Genomic DNA, 19520 nt, shown 5'->3' on the forward strand with positions numbered 1-19520 from the left:
CTCCGTCCGGCCTAGCCGGCGCAGTAGCTCAGCGTGATCTGCGATCCCTGCGGGCTCGACCCCACGACAGTCTGACCAGTGATGAGCAGCTGCGGGTTGTAGGTGCAGCCGGTCGCAGACGCCATCTGGGCATCAATTGTCACGTCGAGCCCCAGTCCACTCAGCGCGTTCTGGGCGGTATCAAGCGACTGATTCACGACGTCTGGAACATCAACCTTGCCCGAAGCCACTGTGAGGTCAACTGCGGCGCCAGAGTCAAGTTTGCTTCCGGCCTCCGGTGAGATGCCGAGGACTCGTCCGTCAGGCGCAACCGGGTCGTCCTTCGTAATGACCTTTCCGACGACAAGGCCGAGGTCAGCAAGTTCTTTGGTGAAGTCGTCCTGCGACTTTCCAGCGAAGTCGGGCACCACGGCCTGAACCGGACCAGACGAGATCAGCACAGTGACCTCGTCACCGATGTTCACAGTCGTACCGGCCTCTGGGTCCGTTGAAATGACGTGGTCGCTCGCGACCTTCTCGTCAGGTTGCTCGATCTGAATGACCTCAAGATCGAGGGCAGTAAGCTCTTCGACAGCCTCAGATCGGGTGAGGTCCGTGAGGTCTGGGATTTCACGCACGTTCGAAGGGGAAATCTCGTTCGGCACGAGGTTTACGAGCCAGAAGACCACGGCAATGACAATTGCCGCGATTGTCAGGATCGCGGCCCACGTCCACATGACTGGTGGGCGGCTCTGAGTGCGGCTGCCGCCGCCTTCTGCGAGCTGACGAATCGCGAGGTCAGACTCGGATACCTCTTCGCCTGCGGAGAAGAGGACAGTGTTCTGGGTGTCGTGTCTCGGCAGGTCGGGCATCTTGCCGCTCGACGCGACAGCGAGTGCCTCACGGAACTCCGCTGCGGTCTGGAAGCGACGGGCGCGGTCCTTTCCAAGGCCGTAGAGCACGACGCGGTCGAGCTCTGGCGTGACCTCGGGGTTTCGTTCGCTTGCTGGCCGTGGCCGTTCGCTGACGTGCTGGTATGCAACAGCCACTGCGGTGTCGCCGCGGAACGGGACATCCCGGGCAAGGAGTTCGTACAGCAGCACTGCGGTCGAGTAGAGGTCGGTGCGTGCGTCGACTGATTCGCCCTTCGCCTGCTCAGGCGAGAAATAGGCTGCCGTGCCGAGTATGGCGGTGGTCTGCTGCAGCGTCGACGAGGTGTCCGAGACCGCGCGCGCGATACCGAAGTCCATGACCTTGACCTGGCCGGCCTTCGTGATCATGATGTTCGCGGGCTTGATGTCCCGGTGGACGATGCCCGCACGGTGCGAGTACTCGAGCGCGGTCAGCACCGACTGAACGATGCGGGACGCCTCGGTGAGCGACAGGTCGTTCTCTTCGATGAACTGTCTGAGGTTTGTTCCCTCGACGTACTCCATCACGATGAACGGCAACCGCTTCGCGCCCTCGGCGGTTTGGATCAGGTCGTCGCCGGCATCGAAGACACGCACAATCGTCGGGTGCGCCATCCGGGAGGCAGACTGGGCCTCCTGTCGAAACCGCGAGCGAAACTGCTCGTCGCCGGAAAGCTCCGACTTCATTATCTTGATCGCCACCTGGCGGCCAAGCTTGATATCGGTGCCCCGGTAGACGGTGGCCATGCCACCCTGCCCGATGAACTCGCCGATCGCGTAGCGCCCCGCAAGAACTCGCGAGTTTCCCCCGCTCGCGGTTTCCGACATGTTCACCTCTTCCGCACTCGTCGACATAACTGAACCAAAGTCTATTGCTTGGTCCCCTGATCAAAAGCTCGAATGGCTAGCTTTCTTCATCCTCGTTGCTGTCTTGTGGCTGAATCGTGACAGTCACGGGAGCCGACACCTCGGACACGCGTTGCTGGGGCCCCTCGCAGCGGTAGCTGTAGGTGACGTTGAGCGTGCCCGGAGCGGTAGCGCGGAGCGTTGCTCCACTCGCTGAGGCGTTGTTCGTCAGCTGCGCGAGCGACTCGTCGGAGAGCTGCACCTCGTAGGCGCCGAGCTGCAGGCCGGCAGGGCACGCGGACGCGAAACTCTGCAGCACGATCGGATCGCCGACCTTGACGGTTGAGTTCGCGACGCCGGGCGCGCCGGGCGTCTGGATCGTGCCGAACGCGATGTTCACGGTGACAGTGATGAGCTCGTTGAACTCGGCCTTGCCTGTCGGCGAGATGTCGGACACCAGGCCGACCTCGCCGTCGGGAACCGGGGAACCGTCCTTCTTTGCGATATTCGTGAAGCCGAGACCCTCGAGGTACCCCTTGGCCTCCTCGAACGACTTACCGATTACCTGGTTCGAGTCGATCGAGGCGCTCGTGACAGGCGGCGGGGTAGTCGTTTCAGTTGGCTTCGTGGTTGTCTTCGTCGGTTTGGTCGTCGTCTGGGAAGTCTCGGTGGGCTTCTTGTCACCGCCGTTGTTCAGAAGCGCGATGGCTGTGCCGCCGCCGATGAGCAGCAACAAGGCGAGAAGAGTGATGAGCGGCCACGTCCAGCGGCTGCGCTTCTTCTCTTCCTCCTCGGACTCCTCACCAAGAGGCTCGCCGCTCTCAGTGAGTGCGACCGTCGGGTCGAGCACCTGGGTGCTTGGCATGACTGTGGTCGCAGCGTCTCCTCCGGGCTGCTGCATAACGACTGTCGCCGTCGGGTCTTCCTTCTCGCCAAGGATCTGTGGCACGTAGCTCGCGGCGAGCTCGATGTTGCCACGGTGCAGCGCCGCAGCGGCCTGGGCGAGCTTCGCCGCAGACTCCGGGCGGTTTGCGGCATCCTTCGACAGGCAAGACATGACGAGGTTGCGCACGGGCTCCGGTACGTCAGCCGGAAGCTCCGGCGGGGTGTCGTTGATCTGCGCCATGGCGATGGCCACCTGTGACTCGCCGGTGAAGGGGCGCTTGCCTGCGAGGCACTCGTACGCGACGATGCCGAGCGAGTAAATATCGGTTGACGGGGTCGCGGCGTGGCCGCTCGCCTGTTCAGGCGCCAGGTACTGGACTGTGCCCATGACCTGACCAGTCGCGGTCAGGGGCACCTGATCAGCGATCCTGGCGATGCCGAAGTCGGTGATCTTCACGCGACCCTCAGGCGTGATGAGCAGGTTGCCAGGCTTGATGTCACGGTGCACGAGACCCGCGTCGTGGGCCGCCTGTAGCGACGTTGCTGTCTGCGCGACGATGCCGAGCACGCGGTTTGCTGGGAGGCGCCCTTCGCGGTCGACGATCGCCGAGAGCGGCTCTCCCGGCACGAGTTCCATGACGATGTAGGCGGAGCCCTGCTCCTCGCCATAGTCGAATACGTTTGCGATGCCCTCGTGGTTCACGAGCGCAGCGTGGCGGGCCTCCGCGCGGAAGCGCTCGAGGAAGCCGGGGTCGCCCATGTACTCGTCTTTGAGGATCTTGATGGCGACGGTGCGACCGATGATGCTGTCGCTTGCGCGCCACACCTCGCCCATACCGCCGACTGCGATACGGGAACTCAGCTCGTAGCGCCCGCCGAATGTGATCCCTGCCGCTGGTCTCATCCGTTCAACACCGCTTCCATCACTCGTTTACCTACTGCCGTCGGGAGTTCGTACGAACCTCCCTGAAAATCAAAGCTCTCGCCGCCCCCGTTAGCGATTACGACAGCGACCGCGACCTTGGGGTCGTCGACTGGCGCAAAGCCCGTATACCAAAGGGTATAGGGAAGATCGTTCCCGTTGGCGTCTATACCTGTCTGCGCCGTACCTGTCTTACCCGCGACGCGTACGCCGTCGATCGCCGAGAGGTGGGCGAAGCCAGTCGAATCGGAGACGCCCTTTTCCATCATCCCAGCAACGGCCTGCGCTGTCTCTGGTGAGATTGGTTGGCTCAGCTCCTCAGGATCGAACTCTTGCTCGACGCGGAGGTCAGGAGCAATAACCCGATCAACGAGCTGCGGCGTCATCACCTTGCCACCGTTCGCGATCGCCGCAGAGACCATCGCCACCTGCAACGGGGTGGTACGAACGTCGAGCTGGCCGATCGAGGAGAGCGCTACCTGTGCCTTGTCGAGTGGAGTCGGCGCGACGCTTGGCGTCACCTCAAGCGGAATCGTGAGATCGTGCTCGAACCCGAAGGCGCGCGCCATCTTGGGCACCTCGTCTTTGTCCATTCCCATCGCCATCTCCGCGATCGGGATATTGCATGAGTACATGATTGCAGTTTCGAGGGAGGCTTTCGCGCCCGTGCCGCAGGTCTGCTGGTCGGAGTTGCGCATCACGGCGTTTGACTGGGGGAGCGTGAGACTTGCTGGGTTCGCAAACTCAGTCGACGGCTTCGCCGCTCCGCTTTCGATAGCGGCGGAGGCTGTGACGAGCTTGTAGACAGAGCCCGGATGGTAGAGATCCCCGGCAATCGCACGGTTCATGAGGGGTTGCATCTCTTCGGCGCTGAGCGCCTCGTAGTTCGCGATGATCTCGCTGTCGTCGTTTGAAGAGAGCAGATTCGGGTCGTAGCTTGGCGTCGACACGAGCGCGAGGATGCGGCCAGTCTTCGGCTCGATCGCGACGACCGCGCCCTCGAACGAGTACTCCTGCATCGCCTCGTAGGCGGCTTTCTGGACCTTCCCGCTAATCGTGGTGTCGATCGAGCTTCCCTGCGGCTTCACACCGTTCAGCGTGTTCTGGATGCGGGTGAAGAACTGACCGTCGGCGTTGCCCGTGAGCTCTTTATTCATCGCGGCTTCGAGGCCGGTCATGCCCTGCTGCCTGGAGTAGTAGCCGGTGACCGGCGCGTAGAGCACGCCAGGGTCGTAGTTTCGGAGGTAGCGAAACGTGTCCTGCGTTGGGGTTGAAAAGGCGACTGGCTCACCGTCGACGATGATTGAGCCGCGCTCAACCTTGTAGCCATTCTTGATTGTCCGCTGGTTCAGCGGGTTATTGCGCAGTTCGTCGGCGTTCACGAACTGGATCATCGTGACAGAGAAAAACAGCACGAGAAACATGCCGAATACCGCGCGGGAGAGAAACTTCAGCTGCTTGTTCATGAGCGGATCACCAGCTTAGGTCGGTTGCGCACCGAGTTTGAGAGCAGAAGTAGCAGCACGACAATGATCCAGTTCGATACGAGCGAGGAGCCGCCGGCTGCGAGGAATGGTGCCGTCAGACCAGTGAGCGGGATCACGCGGGTGACGCCGCCAACGACGACGAACACCTGGAGCGCGATCGCGAATCCGAGACCCGAGGCGAGGAGTTTGCCGAAGTCGTCCTGCCCAGCAAAGCCGATGCGCAGCGCGCGGCCAACGAGCAACAGGTACGCGGCGAGCACTACGAAGAGACCGATCAGACCGAGCTCTTCGCCGAGGCTCGGGAAGATGTAGTCGCTCTCGGCGACAGGGGTATCTGCTGGATAGCCCTGGCCGAGCCCGGTTCCGGTCATGCCGCCGTTGGCCATCCCGAAGAGCCCCTGCACCATCTGCAGGCCCGCGTCGTAGGGGTCTGCGAACGGATCCAACCAGTTCGCGAATCGGCGCTGCACGTAGGGCAGCGTCTGGCTCGCCGCGATCCCGCCAACAAGGAAGAGGCCGACGCCCAAGATGACCCAGCCGATGCGCCCCGTTGCGAGGTAGAGCATCGACAAAAAGAGCCCGAAGTACAAAAGTGAGGTACCGAGGTCGCGCTGGAACACGAGAACGGACATGGCAACGAGCCAGAAAGCGAGCAGCGGCCCAAGGTCGCGGCCCCGCGGGAAGCGGATGCCCGCGAACTTCTTTCCGACCATCGACAGTGCGTCGCGGTTGCGCACGAGGTACCCCGCAAAGAAGATCGCGAGGAAAATCTTCGCGATCTCGCCAGGCTGGAATGAGAACGAGCCGACCTTGATCCAAACGCGTGCGCCCCACTCCTCGTGCCCGATAAAGGGCAGCATTGGCAAGAGCAGCAGTACAAGCGCGCCGAGGCCGAACAGGTAGGTGTAGCGGTACAACACCAGGTGGTTCTTGATGACGAGCAACACCACACCGGCGAGCACGAGTGCGATTGTCGACCAGAGCAGCTGACGAACGCTTGTCGCGTCCCAGCCAGTCAGGCCGCGCGCGAGATCGATGCGATAGATCATCGCGACGCCAATTGAGTTCAGCATCACTGCGATTGGCATGATCAGCGGGTCAGCGTCGGGCGCGATGCGGCGAACAAGCAAGTGCAGCCCGAACACCGCGAGAATGAACGGGATCCCGGTTGCAAGGAGCGCCGGGGTGACCTCTTGGTTCAGCGTGAGGTCGATCGTCACGACGGCGGCAATGCCGATGCCGAGGGCGAAAATCAAGAGCGCGGTCTCGAGGGTGCGGAGCTTGCGGGGCGCGCGGATCGCTGTGATCCGCTGGAGCACCGTCTCGCTCGTCCGATTCTTCTCGAAGCTGCGTGGTTCTGACTTTTTCGACGAGTTAGGCATCTGGGAGATCTCCCAACCTGTCGACGATGTCGCGCGCATCCTGCAGCGAGCCCGCGGCGAGCGTACGCTCGATCGTACGCCGCTCGAGACCGTCAAGGGCAGCAAGCGGGATCCCGGTGTCCTCGGCTACCGAGTAGAGCGACAGCGAACCCAGATCCTGATTGACGCCCTGGTAGATGATGACTGTGTCGCCGTCTGTGCCAACGAAATAGCGTGTTTGCGTCCACTGGTACCCAACAAGCAGCGCGCCGCCGATTGCGGCGAGCACTGCGATAACGCCGAGAAGCCACATCGCGCGCCGGCGCCGGTTACTTCTTCTCGTTTCAGCGAGCAGCTCCGCGAGATACTCGTCGGCCCTTGCCTCAAAGTGGCTTTCTTCGACTGCGGGGACACGGCGAATGCGCCTGCGACTCGCGAGACGCGTGCGAGCCGTATTCGTCGTTCCGTCGCGGAGCTGTGGCGCGTTCGCGGCTGAGCCAACGAATCGCGGGTTTCGTGGGCCGACTGGATCGCCGTCCGCGTTCGTGAGGTCTGGCAGCGGGTCGTCGTCCTCGAACAGCCGGCCGCCGATCTCAAGCGTGTCTCCTGGGCGCTGCACCGATGCGGGAGCGTCGACCTCCAGCTCCTCGGCCTCCTCGGGTGTCGTGGTCTCCACGAGCACGACGGTGACGTTGTCTGGCGCACCGTGCGAGAGGCTCTTGTCAATGAGATCGTCGACCGCGCTCTGCAACGAGCGGCGGCGGCGGAGCACTTTTTCGATGTCGTCGTCACTGACGTATCCGCACAGCCCGTCAGAACAGAGCAACCAGATGTCGTCCGGGCGGGTGTCGAGCACCATCGTGTCGACCTCGGGGGCCGACTCGACGTCTCCGAGCACACGCATGAGCACCGAGCGACGCGGGTGGTATTGCGCCTCTTCTTCAGTGATCCGCCCGCTGTCTACGAGCCGCTGCACGAAGGTGTGATCCTTCGTGATCTGCTGGAGAACGCCGTCACGAAATAGATAGAGTCGCGAGTCTCCAATGTGCGCCGCAGCCAGCTGATCGCCGACGGTGAGAAACCCGACGAAGGTCGTGCCAAGGCCTGCGAGCTCGTGATGCTCTTTGACAGTGTCCCGGAGCATCGTGTTCGCAACGAGCAGCGACTGTCGGAGCCGCTCAGCGGCGTCTGCCGGGTTCCCAGTCTGCGGTTCGTCGAGCTTCGCGACGTCGCGAGTGACGAGCGCCGAAGCGACATCGCCGCCCGCGTGCCCACCCATGCCATCGGCGACGAGGAACAACTGATCGCCGGCGTACCCCGAGTCCTGGTTGTTCGCACGAACCATACCAACGTGCGAGGCTACCGCGCTCGCGTACCCGTATGACACGCCTACGGCCTCAGCTCAAACGTTGTCTTACCGATCGTAACCGGAGTGAACGTCGGCACATTGACAGAGCGGCGCACTTTCTCGCCATTGAGGAGCGTGCCGTTTGTTGAGTCGAGGTCAGTGAGCACCCAGTTGTCGCCAGAGCGGGCAAGGCGCGCGTGATAGGTGGAGGTGTACTCGTCGACGATGACGAGTGTCGAGTCCGAGCTTCGGCCGATTGAGACAAAGTCTTCGTCGAGTGGGATCGAGGTGCCTGTCGCAACCCCCGATGTGATGACGAGTGATCGAGCCGGGCCCGACGATCCAGCAGACGGAAGCGCCCCGCCAGACGGCGTAATCACTGGTGACGGGCTAGCAGACTGCGGGCTCGGAGCGGGCGCGGCAGCAGCGTGCTGGAGCTGCGGCGCCGGTGCCGGGGGCGCAGGCTGCACTGTCGGGCCCTCGGTCTTGAGTTTCCGAGCCGGGGCACCGAAGAGGTCGCTCCTGAGCGCATAGACGATCGAGAAGATGAAAAACCAGAGCAACAGCAGAAAGCCGATGCGCATGATGAGCAACGTGAGTTCGCTCACTTGGCCCCCCAGAAATCTTGGTCGACACTTGCTGAGCCGCGCGTTGACGAACCCGCTGAGTAGCCCTGCCGTGGTGCCCGGCTTCGACCCGGCACCAGTTGGAAGCGTAGCGCAGTCTGGCCAATCATGATCACTGACCCGGTTTGCAGTCGCGCCTCGCGGAAGCGCTGCCCCTCGATTTTCGACCCGTTCGTTGAGCCGAGATCGCGGGCAAGCCCACTGGCGCCATCCCAAATGATCTCGAGGTGCTTGCGAGAAGCTGCGCTGTCAGTGATGCGAATGTCGCAGTCGGAACCACGGCCAACGACTGTCGTGCCGCGGCGGAGCTCGTGGCGCTGGCCATCGACATCGATTGCCGCGACCCAGTCGACGCTGCCCTCAACCTGGGTCGCATCGACCTGCAGCACGCCACCAGTCAGTGATCCGTCAGACACGATCTCGACGTCTGGATCTCCAAGAAACTGGTAGTTCTGTCGAGCCGCGTGCTTGCGCACAATCTCGCGGAGCTCGTTCTCAAGGGTGTTGCCGAGACGGATCAGCCTGTCGGCGTCCTGCGGAGATACGCGGACGACGAAGCGGTTCGGGGCGAGTACGCGATCGCGGTCGACAACGACAGCTCCGATATCAAGCTCGCGTTTGAGCGCGGAGCCAATCTCAACGGGCTGCACGCCCGAACGGAATGTGCGGGCGAAAGCGCCATTCACGGCGCGTTCGAGAGAGCGTTCGACGCTGTCGAGAAATCCCATGTCCCGCTCCTTTCAATTCAACCGCACTACGAGCCTTGCGAATTCGCGCAGCAGAGATGATCCGCCACGCGGGTAATTCTGCAATAGTGTACTCACTTTGTCTTGGATTGCCGTGTGCTGCTAAGCTGTACGAGTTGTCCACGCAGCTCATGCGGGGGCGGCAGACTCGCGCAAGTGGCGGAATTGGTAGACGCGCTGGCTTCAGGTGCCAGTGCCCGCAAGGGCGTGGGGGTTCAAGTCCCCCCTTGCGCACGAGTATCGAAGCATGATGACCGAGAATCCTTTGGGTTCTCGGTCATTGTTCGTTTTGGCCTGTGAATGGCTTGCGTAGGGCCTATCGGCAAGCAAAGGATTCCCCGCTTCTCTCCAGTGGCCGCAGGATAGATTTGTCGGACGAGACGGCTGCGCTGACGGCGGGTCATGACCAAGGCTTGAACCGAAAGAACGACGAATGACAGCTGTTGACGTGAAACGCGGGTTGACCGAGGCGGAGGCAGACGCACGAATGCGTGCGGGCCAGGGGAACGCGTCGCCCGACGGTTCGAGCAGGTCCCTCGGTGAAATCCTTGCAGCGAACGTCTTCACAGTCTTCAACGGGATCGTGTTTGCCGGCTTTGGAATCTTGCTGGTGCTCGGGCGTTGGCAGGACGCACTGTTCGGGCTCCCAGCACTCTTTAACACTGTCATCGGGGTTGTGCAGGAATTCAACGCAAAGCGCACCCTCGACAGGCTCGCTGTGATGAACGCGCCGTCGGCCCGGGTGCTCCGCGACGGTGTCGCACGCGAGATATCTCCTGAACTCGTAGTCCTCGGAGACCTCCTCGTTCTCAGGCCTGGCGACCAAGTGACTGCCGACGCACACGTCGTACACACAGATCACGGCGGTCCACGCGGCCTTGAAGTCGACGAGTCGATGCTCACTGGAGAATCAGACCCGATTCGGAAAGCACCTGGAGACGAAGTGCTGTCTGGCTCGAACGTCGTGGGCGGAAGCGCGCTCGCCGAGGTTGTACAGGTCGGGGCAGACTCCTACGCAGCGAAACTCACGGTTGAAGCCCGACGCTTCTCCCTCGTTCGATCCGAGCTTCGCGGGAGTATCGATACGCTCCTGCGCTGGATTTCGTGGGCGCTGATCCCACTGATCCTGATCGTGGTGAACGGCCAAATGCAGGCATTCGGTGGCTGGGGTGCCGCGATCGCTTCGGGCGCGTGGCGTGAAGCAGTCGTCGGCGCCGTTGCTGCGGTAATCGCGATGGTTCCCCTTGGGCTCGTATTGATCACGAGCATCGCTTTCGCCGTGAGTGGCCTGAAACTCGCGAAAGACAACGTGCTCATCCAGGAGCTTCCCGCCGTGGAAGGACTGGCGCGAGTCGATGCCCTCTGCCTCGACAAGACTGGCACCGTCACGACAGGCGAGATCGTCTTCAACCACGTCGCACAGCTCGCCGAGCGAGCCGGATGGGAGTCCGTGCTTGGCGCGCTTGGCACTGCGCCCGATGCAAACGGCACTGCACAGTGCCTAGCGGATCCATTCGGTGACTTCCGCACGCCGCGTGTGTGTGGTGAGATCCCGTTCGATTCTGCGCGAAAGTGGAGCGCGCTCCTCACAGACGAGGCCGACGGGTGCGAGCCCGGCAGTTGGATCTTCGGCGCTCCCGAGTTCGTGCTCGCGACAACAGATACCGAGGAATCGCGGGACGCGCTGACGCAGGCAGGTGCGATTGCAGAGTCTGGCCTTCGCACGCTCCTCCTCGCCCATTCGTACGAGCCCGTCGGTGGCGGGGAGCAACCAGAGCTGCCCGGTGGCCTCGTGCCTGTCGCGATCCTGAGCTTTCGCGAGGAGGTGCGCACAGATGCCCTCGAGACGATGGCGTTCTTTGCCAAGCAGGGCGTGGTTGTGCGCATTATTTCCGGCGACGATCCACGTACCGTCTCGGCCGTCGCCCGAGAAGTCGGAATCGAGCATGCTGGTGGCGTCGACGCCCGAACGCTCCCTGAAGACCCTGACGAGCTCGCTGAGATCCTCGAGCGTGAGCGCGTGTTCGGTCGTGTCACCCCCCAGCAAAAGCGGGCGATGGTCCACGCGTTGCAGAGCCGCGGCCATGTTGTCGCCATGACTGGTGACGGCGTGAACGACGCGCTCGCAATCAAAGATGCAGACCTCGGGATTGCGATGGACACGGCAACTCCCGCCACCAAGGCAGTCGCGCGGCTTGTGCTCCTCGACGGCAGGTTCGACAGGATGCCGGGCGTCGTGGCGGAGGGTCGCCGCGTGATCGCAAACATTGAGCGCGTGTCGAAGCTCTTCTTGACGAAGACCACATACGCCCTGGCGATAGGCGTGATTTTCGGACTTCTGGCGTGGGCATTTCCATTCCTGCCACGGCAACTCTCGATCACCGACGGGCTGACGATCGGTATTCCCGCGTTTTTCCTGGCACTCATGCCGAACGCGTCACGGTACCGGCCCGGTTTCATGAAGCGATCGCTGACATTTGCGGTGCCTGCCGGGATCATCGTCACTGTCGGCATACTTGCGCTTCACCTCGTCGCTCCACGAGTCGGCGATTTCACTGTCACCGAAATGCAGTCTGCTGCGACGCTCACGCTTGCCGGAATCGCGCTGTGGGTGCTCGCTGTCCTCGCCCGCCCAGTTCATCCGTTCCGCGTGCTCATCGTCCTCTCGATGTATGCGGGCCTTGGGCTCGTTTGGGCCGTGCCGATTGTGCGCGAATTCTTCGCGGTCACGTGGCTTCCAGCCCAGTTGGGGCTCGTCGTGCTCGCCATCGTCGGGATCGGCGTGGTCCTCGTGGAGGCTCTCCGGTTCTGGCATAAACGGCGCATCGAAATACGTGATGTTTCATTCACATAAAGAATGTAAATAATGCGTAGTTGAGGTATACGCAGGCAGTCTCCATCGCATAGTGTATGTACAAAATACGCTGCCTTGCCACGAGCAGGCTCGTGTGAAGTATTGAGCGATGGGGACAACGTGGGTCGTTTTCGAGAAGCAAAAAGATCAGGCCTTCGGGGCATAGCGCTCGCCATTGGCGCAGCGCTGACGCTCGGCATGGCAGTCACCGCCCCACAGGCAGCACTTGCTGCCGAGACGACAAGCGTGCTCGAGATTAAGAAGACCGCCTCGGCCACGACGCTCAAACCAGGCGAAACGATGGAGTACCGCATCGAAGTCGGCTGCTCGTCCATCACCGACCTCGGCTGCCGCGACGCGGTGCTCTCGGACCTCATTCCTGCAGAGTTCGAGATCATCCCTGGCAGCGTCGCAGTGTCGAACGTTTCGGCCGCCCCTCCCGTAGTTGATGGCAACAGTGTCACGGTGACGTTCACCGAAGAACTCGGCGACGGCACCGTCGGTCTCGTCGACAACACAGACGGGGTCATAACGATCCAGGTGAAGTTGCGCGAAGACCTCGAGTACGTCGAGCCCGCGAAGCCGATCGTCAACACGGCAACCCTCGACGCCGATAATGCGGAGAAGGTCTCAGACGACGTGGCAGTGACCCCGGTGATCGAACTAGACCTGCGTACCGATGTCGAGAAGTCCTACAACCCGAAAGCCGGTCAGGCGAAGCCAGGACAGCAGACGCAGCTCACGGTCAACGGCACAAACACCTCGAATGCCGGCGTCGACAGTCTGTCGCTCACGGACCCCATCGATCCGACGGCATCGCCCAACCCATTCGACCACCTCGAGATCGCCGCGATGGAGACCCTCACCTTCCCAGAGGGGGCGACAGATACGGCAACCGTTGAGTACTTCATCGACGGGAACTGGGTTCCGTTCGAACTGAAGTCGAGCGACATGCCCCACGCTCCGCCGAGCGCAGACGCGAAGGGCGTACGAGTCACCTTCCACGCAGCAGATGGTTCAAAGATCCCAGTGAACGCGGGTGGCGGCTTCACACTGAACCTCGAACAGCGCGACAGCGTCGCTGAGCTCACCGAGACGACCAAGGTTCTCAACGACGTTCAGAGCGAGGTCACCCTCGGCGACAAGAACAACACCGCCGACAATGAAGCCGACTACACAATCGCGGTGGAGGATCTCTCCGTCGGCGCGGCCAAGGAATTCGACACCGACGAGTTGCTCGCCGGCGAGACCACGGGCGTCACGATCTCCGGCACCAACACGAGCCTCGTCGACCTCGAAACTCTCACGATCCGCGAGCCCGCATCGGGCGTGTTCGGCGAGGTCGACGGCACGAAGATGCTGGAGTTCACCGGCTTCACAAGCAACGTCCAGTTCCCGAGCGCGGCCACAGGCGGCGAACTCACGCTGGAGTACATCGCCACTGACGGCATGACAAAGTCTGCGACATTTACCCTGCAGGACGGGCAGCCGTTCCCAGAGCTTCCAGGCGACTTCAAGTCGCTGAACTACTTCGAAGTCACATTCACCTCCCCGGCTCCTGGCTCGATCACCTCGGGCGGTTCGAGCGAGATCAAGTTCGATGTCGTGGCTACCGAAGACTCGGAGCCAAACGCCCAGGTTGTCAACGAGATTGCAGTCACCGGAACCAACGAGAACGGCGAAGCAAACAACGACGCCGACGACACGCTGACTTTTGCTGAGCAGCATCTCGAACTCGAGACTGTCAAGAAGGTCAACCCCGGCGAGATGTGGGGCTACAAGGGCGAGACAGCCACAGTGCAACTGCCGACGACGCTGAAGAAGCCCGAGTCGAACGCCAACGCGCACCACATCGTTGTCACTGATCCTGCGCTGAGCGACCCGAGCGACCCCGGGAGCGCTCCAGTGAGCTCCTCGTTCTGGGACTCATTCCAGCCCAAGCAGATCACCAAGACCGACGTGCCAGCGGGCGCGACGCTCACCATCCGCTACTACGACAAGGTCGATGGCGCATGGAAGGTCCTTGAAGGTGCCGAGAACATCGTCGGTGCCACGAGCTTCTCGATGACGATCCCCGAGGAGCTCCGTGATCGCATCGGCGGTCTCCAGTTTGACTTCGAGAACGAAGATCCTGGCTTCGCGCCCGGAAACACAGTGCAGCCGAACTTTACGTCCGAGCTCAAGGAAGGCCTTCCCCCTGTCGAGGCTCCAGGCGGTCAGCACGAGATTGTTGAAAACTGCTCGGCCTCAGTCGCGACCGGCGGAGTAGGCGTCGAGCCTGGCGTCTCCCCCGAGAGTTGCAACGAACTGCAGATCAACAACCCAATTATCGGCGTGCATGATCTGCTCGAGAAGCGATGGATTGATCCCGCCGATCAGATCCTGCCGTCGCGTTCGGGTGCGCACGCCACATCGCGCCTGTACTGGTCGACAGGTGGGCGCACAGGCGTTGACCAGATGGTTATTTCTGACTCCCGCCTCGCACCTGGCGGCGTCTTTGACCCTGCCGCGGGACCGAGTGACGCCATCGAGAAGAGCGTCTACAACGCGCTCAACCTGGTAAAGATCAAGACGATCACGCCCGAGCTCGATCCGTCGCTCAAGTGGGACCAGGTCGCCGACGTGCAGCTGTGGAATGCCTCGACAGGCACGTGGAACACCATCTCTGCTGCCGCGGGTAAGCTGCCATTTGTTGGCAGCGTGCCTGAGCTTGCGCTCACCCCTGCTGAGCAGGTCTCGACGACAGCGGTGCGACTCATCTTCGAAGAGAATGCCGCCGCACGCGAGGCGTCGAGCGACCCGCTGGCCCCTGCCGTTGGCTCAGGCGTTGCGAAGACCAACAGCGCGAGCCCGAGCTCGGAAGGCGTGCGCGCGATCGACCTCGAGTGGGAGCTTCGCGACTCAAAGCGCTCACCCGCAGGTGAGCCAGTACTGGGAACCGAGATCTTCAACACTGAGACCGAAGGCGATGTGAACAACATCGCGAGCGGTACCTCCGTTGATGGTGATGGAACCGTGCTTGGTCACGACGACGACGGTGACATCATCTCGATCATCGACAGGCCCGTCACTGTGACCCTGAACAAGGGGTGGGCAGGCGGCGCGCTCGGGGTGCCCCCCGCGGATGTTCCACAGGATCAGTACCCGACGAGTCGTGTCACTCTGGTCGCAAAGAACACCTCGGTGACCCAGCTCGAACAGCTCGACATTATTGACGCGGGCCCCGGGGGCGCAGACCCATTCGATGTGTTCAATGTCAGCCGCATCGTGTCGGCCTCGAACAACGTCGCGGGAGCAGACCCCGACAAGACCGTCGTGGTGCTCACGGACGCCGCTGGGGTTGAAACCCGACTTGCGCCGGGACAGGCCGTCGCGCTTGCCGATACTGCTGCCGGGCGTGAAACTCTCGCCAGCACGGTCAAGGTGCAGCTACATCACGAAGGCAAGGCCGACGCTGAGGGAAACACTAACTCGATCCTCAGTAACGCAACTTCCACGCTCGTCATGGACCTGCAACTGCGAAAGACGCACCGTGACGGCGGGGCGCCAGTCACGACAGTCGATTCGCCTGTCAAGAACGGCGCGATTGCGCTCGCCTGCGATCTCTGCGGTCTCCCGAGTGCACCGACTGGATCGCACGCGGAGGCAGAGGATGACGCGCAGATCAAGCTCGACACATTCGACATCGCCGTGCAGACGACAAAGGGATTCGCGCCCGACCAGCAGCTCGTCGAATACATCCCCGGTGAACCCGAGTACGACGCTGAAGAGTGGGATGCGATTCAGATGAACCTCACCGCGCGCCCGACCGGTACGGGGCGCGTAGACAAGCTTGTCGTGACTGACTCCGGCGAGAACCGCGTTGCGGGTCAGGCCTCAGCAAAGAGCTTCTGGAACGCCTTCAGATTCGTCGGGTTCACGGGCGATACCCTCGCTGTGCCGGCGCCGATCACCCACGTGCAGGCCGAGGTGCTCTACGGAGACTTCAGCGAACAGGCCGGAAACCGACTGAACTTCACGCCGCAGGGAGCGGGCTGGGTCGCAGGGTCAGACGTTCCGGTTGCTGCTGCTGGCGGCAAGATCGACGGCGCCCGCGCTGCGCTGTTGGCAAACGTCGCAGACGCCGACTTCGACAAGATCCGCGGCATTCGACTGACCTATACGCGTGTGGGTGCTGCAGATGCTCGCGTCGCCTTCGAGAACCCCGCGAACCCCGAAGTCAAGATTTCGCTTGATGTGAAGCGCCGCGCGTATCTTGTTTCAACTCCGACAGAGCCTGTGCCGAGTTCAGGGGCCGCGATCAGCGCTCCCGGTGAGCCGGCAAACGCGCCAGGTGGACTCTTCAACAACACCGTGGACGCTGACACCGAGAGCTTCGTAAAGCAGTCGGGGGGTTCCGGGCCCATGCTGACAGCTCACGAAGATGCGACAGCTCGAGTCACCTATCTGTCTGACGGCATTGAGGTCGCAGTCGAGAAAACCCCGGTCGGCGCCCAGCGCCCAGGCGAGGTTATTCCCTTCAAGCTGAAGACGACGAACACGTCAAAGCGTTCGACTGATCCGGACGAGAATGAGGAGAGCGGCATTCTGGATCCGTTCATCATCGACTACTTCCCGGTTGCCGAAGGCAAGCCGCAGCTCGTCTTCGATCCCGACATGGATCCTGAGAAGTACTTCAGCTTCGAGCTCACCAACCCGCTGTACCCGTCAGCTACGAAGGTGATGCCGATCGACCCTGCCAAGATCACCGTCACCTTCCTTGACGAGACCCTCGACAGTCCGGCAGCGCCAGGCGACGAGATCTTCGGTGTGAAGTTCGAGTTCCCACAGGGCACGGTGATGTACCCCGAAGAGGCCTACACCATCACCGCGAACATGATGTTCCGTCCAGGTCTGGTCGCCGGTTCAGAGAACGCGGTGACGAACAGATTCGCCGTGGTGTCGCCGCATCAGAACTTCAACAGCTGCAATTTCGCGTCTGAGCATGAAAGCAAGGAGTGTTGGGCCGACACTGAGGTGTACCCGACTGAGTCGGGCGCGCTGCGTGGGAAGAAGTACGTGCGTGCCAACGACACCGAGCTTGGGATCGCCGACGTGCCAAACCCGACCGCCGGCCGCGAGTGCCAGCCGCAGTTCGCCGAGGAGTACTCGTTCAGCAACTGTGTTCCGGTGACCAAGCCCTTGGGTAAGGAGACCTGGCGCGAGGAACTGCAGAATACGGGTACGCTGCCGATGGACACCGTCGTGACGATCGACTCGCTTCCGCGCGTTGATGACCAGGGCGCCATTGTGTTGCTGCCGCGCAAATCTGAGTGGCAGCCTGCGTGGATCGGGAACTCGGCGATCGTGAGCGACACCGCACCCGATGGGCAGAGGTACCGCGACGACGTCGCTTTCACGCAGTTCTACTCGAGTTCTGCTGGCGCAGCATGCACGGCGGACCTGAAGCCGAGCGAGGCAGTGCAGTGCGACGGCTTCTGGCAGCCGCTCACCGCAGATGTGGACCCGGCGACAGTGTTCCACGTGAAGACGGTATTCGACTTCACTGCGAAGCCGCTTGCACCTGGCGAGCGCCTCGCATACACATTTGAGACGCGCACCCCCGCGCAGTCTCCAAAGATGACCGCTGACACTGTCGCGTGGAACTCGATTGCTGTCGGTGGGCAAACTGTCGGTGGCGACGGGCGCACATCAAGCGTCCTCCCCACCGAGGGCATTCGCGTTGGCGTCTCCCTCGCAACGGGCCCGCTTGCCGTGGAGAAGCTCGTCACTGGACCAGGTGCCGAGTTCGCTCCCGACGAGTTCCAGGTTGAGGTCCTGTGCACGGTTCCCGCACGCGAGGGCGCGGCTGCAGTCACGCTTGACCCGATCTCGGTCACCGTCCCGGCCGGCGAGGTCGTGACGCTCGACGAGCAGTTCCCGTGGGGCGCCGAGTGTGAGCTGCGCGATGTTCAGGGCGCGAACGGCGAGACTTCCTCAGAAGCCGTCAAGGTGACCGTTGGCGCGGACGAGACCACGCCCGTCGCGACCCTGACAAACACCTACGAGGTTGGGTCGTTCGAGATTCAGAAGCAGGTTGAGGGCGCTGAAAACCAGGACCAAGAGGCGATTGATTACGGCGCCTTCCCGGTGAAGGCCGAGTGCACGTTCCTTGGCGAGGAGCTCGAGCTCCCTGTTGCGGAAGCAGAGCTCACCGCAGGCGGGCTGAAGTGGCTCGTGCAGAACCTCCCTGTCGGCGCGACGTGCACAATCACGGAACTCGACGCACAGGGCGGCGCCGCAAGCCTCACGCTCAACGGTGAGGTCGTCGCGCCGAATGAGGATGGATCGTGGACGATCACCGTCACCGAGGGTGAAGCGGCGCTCGATCTGCAGCTCACGAACGTCATGCCGCTTGGGCAGGTCGAGATCGAGAAGCAGCTTGTGGGCGAGGGCGTCTCCCTCGTGCCAGACGCGACAGTCTTCGAGTTCACAGTCGAGTGCACGTTCGAGGGCAAGACCGTCTGGGCTGGCGCGCTGGAGCTGACAAAGGCCGAGGCGCTCGCGGGCGAGAAGCTCACAATTGAGAAGCTCCCTGTTGGTGCCGAGTGCGGTGTGGCTGAGACGGCGACAGGCGGTGCCTCGCAGGAGCCCACAATCACGCCTGAGTCGCTCACAGTTGGGTCCGACGAGGGTGCCACCTTCGCTGTCGTGAACACCTTCGACGCAGGAGACCTGCACGTCACGAAGGAAGTTGTCGGCGACGGCGCTGAGCGCTGGGGCGCTGGCCCGTTCGAGGTGAGCCTTGAGTGCACGTTCAACGACACTTCGATTCCGGTGCCTGGCGGCGCGGAGCGCGAGCTCACCGCTGAGGGCGGCTTCGAAGCCGACTACACAGGCCTGCCTGTCGGCGCCGAGTGCGGCCTCACTGAGACTGTCACTGGCGGGGCGACCTCGAGCGAAATCCTAACTGCCGAGGGGGAGGCAATCACGGGTCCCGTCACCATCGGTGGCGGAGACGCACTCCAGCTTCGGGTCGTAAACACCTTTGATGTCGGGAGCCTGCAGGTGACAAAGCAGATCGCTGGTGACGGCGCGAGCCTCGCCGCCGACAAGGTGTTCACAGTTGCGCTCACCTGCTCGGTTGAGCGTGATGGTGAGACAGTCGAGATCGAGGTGCCGGAAGGCGCCGAACGTGAGCTGTCTAAGGCCGGCGGCCTCACTGCGACTTATGAGGAGCTGCCTGCCGGCGCGGAGTGTGAGCTGCGCGAAACCGACGCTGGCGGCGCGAGCGCCGTGACTATCACCCCGAATGCCGGCGATGCGGCGGTCGGTGCGGCGACGGTTGCTGCTGACGAGGTCATCGAGCTCACTGTGGTGAACGAGTTCGTGCTTCCGCCGGTCACACCTGAGCCCCCGACAGGCGGGAAGCTGCCTGGTACTGGCGGCGGGCTGCCGGTGGGCTGGCTGCTTGGCGGAGGCGCACTGCTGCTTGCCGGTGCGGTGGCCTTGGTGGGCACACGCGTGCGGCAGCGCAACAGTGCTGAGTAAGGCCTCTGTCTCGGCAGAGTAATGC

At 62.5% G+C, this 19520-nt stretch carries 9 protein-coding genes and 1 tRNA gene; 3 read left to right on the forward strand and 7 right to left on the reverse strand.

The features are described from left to right. Positions 1-11: 11 nt before the first annotated feature. From pknB to ACF07D_RS13855, 7 genes are read right to left on the reverse strand one after another with little or no spacing between them, the layout of a single operon-like run. Positions 12-1745 (reverse strand): Stk1 family PASTA domain-containing Ser/Thr kinase, encoded by a 1734-nt coding sequence (gene pknB / locus ACF07D_RS13825; RefSeq protein WP_391505288.1) that lies wholly within the window; start codon positions 1743-1745, stop codon positions 12-14. A 49-nt stretch (positions 1746-1794) separates the two neighbouring features. Continuing rightward, positions 1795-3525, reverse strand: a complete 1731-nt coding sequence (locus ACF07D_RS13830) for a serine/threonine protein kinase (RefSeq protein WP_391505289.1) — start codon at positions 3523-3525, stop codon at positions 1795-1797. After that, positions 3522-5009, reverse strand: a complete 1488-nt coding sequence (locus ACF07D_RS13835) for a penicillin-binding protein 2 (RefSeq protein ID WP_119285383.1) — start codon at positions 5007-5009, stop codon at positions 3522-3524. Before ACF07D_RS13835 ends, ACF07D_RS13830 begins: the two co-directional genes overlap by 4 nt. Continuing rightward, on the reverse strand, positions 5006-6412 hold the full coding sequence (locus tag ACF07D_RS13840; protein WP_255808675.1) for an FtsW/RodA/SpoVE family cell cycle protein: 1407 nt from the start codon (positions 6410-6412) through the stop codon (positions 5006-5008). The genes ACF07D_RS13835 and ACF07D_RS13840 overlap by 4 nt, the downstream gene beginning before the upstream one ends. Then, positions 6405-7736 (reverse strand): PP2C family protein-serine/threonine phosphatase, encoded by a 1332-nt coding sequence (locus ACF07D_RS13845; protein WP_391505290.1) that lies wholly within the window; start codon positions 7734-7736, stop codon positions 6405-6407. Before ACF07D_RS13845 ends, ACF07D_RS13840 begins: the two co-directional genes overlap by 8 nt. A gap of 44 nt (positions 7737-7780) precedes the next feature. Continuing rightward, entirely contained in the window at positions 7781-8347 is a 567-nt protein-coding gene (locus ACF07D_RS13850) for an FHA domain-containing protein (RefSeq protein WP_119285380.1), read from the reverse strand. Beyond that, positions 8344-9093 (reverse strand): DUF3662 and FHA domain-containing protein, encoded by a 750-nt coding sequence (locus ACF07D_RS13855; RefSeq protein WP_119285379.1) that lies wholly within the window; start codon positions 9091-9093, stop codon positions 8344-8346. The genes ACF07D_RS13850 and ACF07D_RS13855 overlap by 4 nt, the downstream gene beginning before the upstream one ends. Positions 9094-9261: 168 nt before the next feature. On the opposite strand from ACF07D_RS13855, the gene ACF07D_RS13860 reads away from it, so the two are divergent. The 3 genes from ACF07D_RS13860 (at position 9262) to ACF07D_RS13870 (ending at position 19495) form a co-directional block, all read left to right on the forward strand. Further along, positions 9262-9345 (forward strand) — tRNA-Leu (locus ACF07D_RS13860). Between the two features lie 199 nt (positions 9346-9544). Then, on the forward strand, positions 9545-11965 hold the full coding sequence (locus ACF07D_RS13865) for an HAD-IC family P-type ATPase (RefSeq protein ID WP_391505291.1): 2421 nt from the start codon (positions 9545-9547) through the stop codon (positions 11963-11965). A gap of 120 nt (positions 11966-12085) precedes the next feature. Beyond that, positions 12086-19495: a DUF5979 domain-containing protein gene (locus ACF07D_RS13870; RefSeq protein ID WP_391505292.1), complete on the forward strand. Its 7410-nt coding sequence runs from the start codon at positions 12086-12088 to the stop codon at positions 19493-19495. Positions 19496-19520: the final 25 nt, after the last annotated feature.

The organism is Leucobacter sp. NPDC015123, assembly GCF_043080205.1.
Lineage (GTDB): Bacteria > Actinomycetota > Actinomycetes > Actinomycetales > Microbacteriaceae > Leucobacter > Leucobacter aridicollis_A.

Coding starts and splice junctions, on each gene's coding strand:
- pknB (WP_391505288.1), bottom strand. CDS start 1,745: ATGTCGACGAGTGCGGAAGAGGTGAACATGTCGGAAACCGCGAGCGGG.
- ACF07D_RS13865 (WP_391505291.1), top strand. CDS start 9,545: ATGACAGCTGTTGACGTGAAACGCGGGTTGACCGAGGCGGAGGCAGAC.
- ACF07D_RS13835 (WP_119285383.1), bottom strand. CDS start 5,009: ATGAACAAGCAGCTGAAGTTTCTCTCCCGCGCGGTATTCGGCATGTTT.
- ACF07D_RS13845 (WP_391505290.1), bottom strand. CDS start 7,736: ATGGTTCGTGCGAACAACCAGGACTCGGGGTACGCCGGCGATCAGTTG.
- ACF07D_RS13830 (WP_391505289.1), bottom strand. CDS start 3,525: ATGAGACCAGCGGCAGGGATCACATTCGGCGGGCGCTACGAGCTGAGT.
- ACF07D_RS13855 (WP_119285379.1), bottom strand. CDS start 9,093: ATGGGATTTCTCGACAGCGTCGAACGCTCTCTCGAACGCGCCGTGAAT.
- ACF07D_RS13840 (WP_255808675.1), bottom strand. CDS start 6,412: ATGCCTAACTCGTCGAAAAAGTCAGAACCACGCAGCTTCGAGAAGAAT.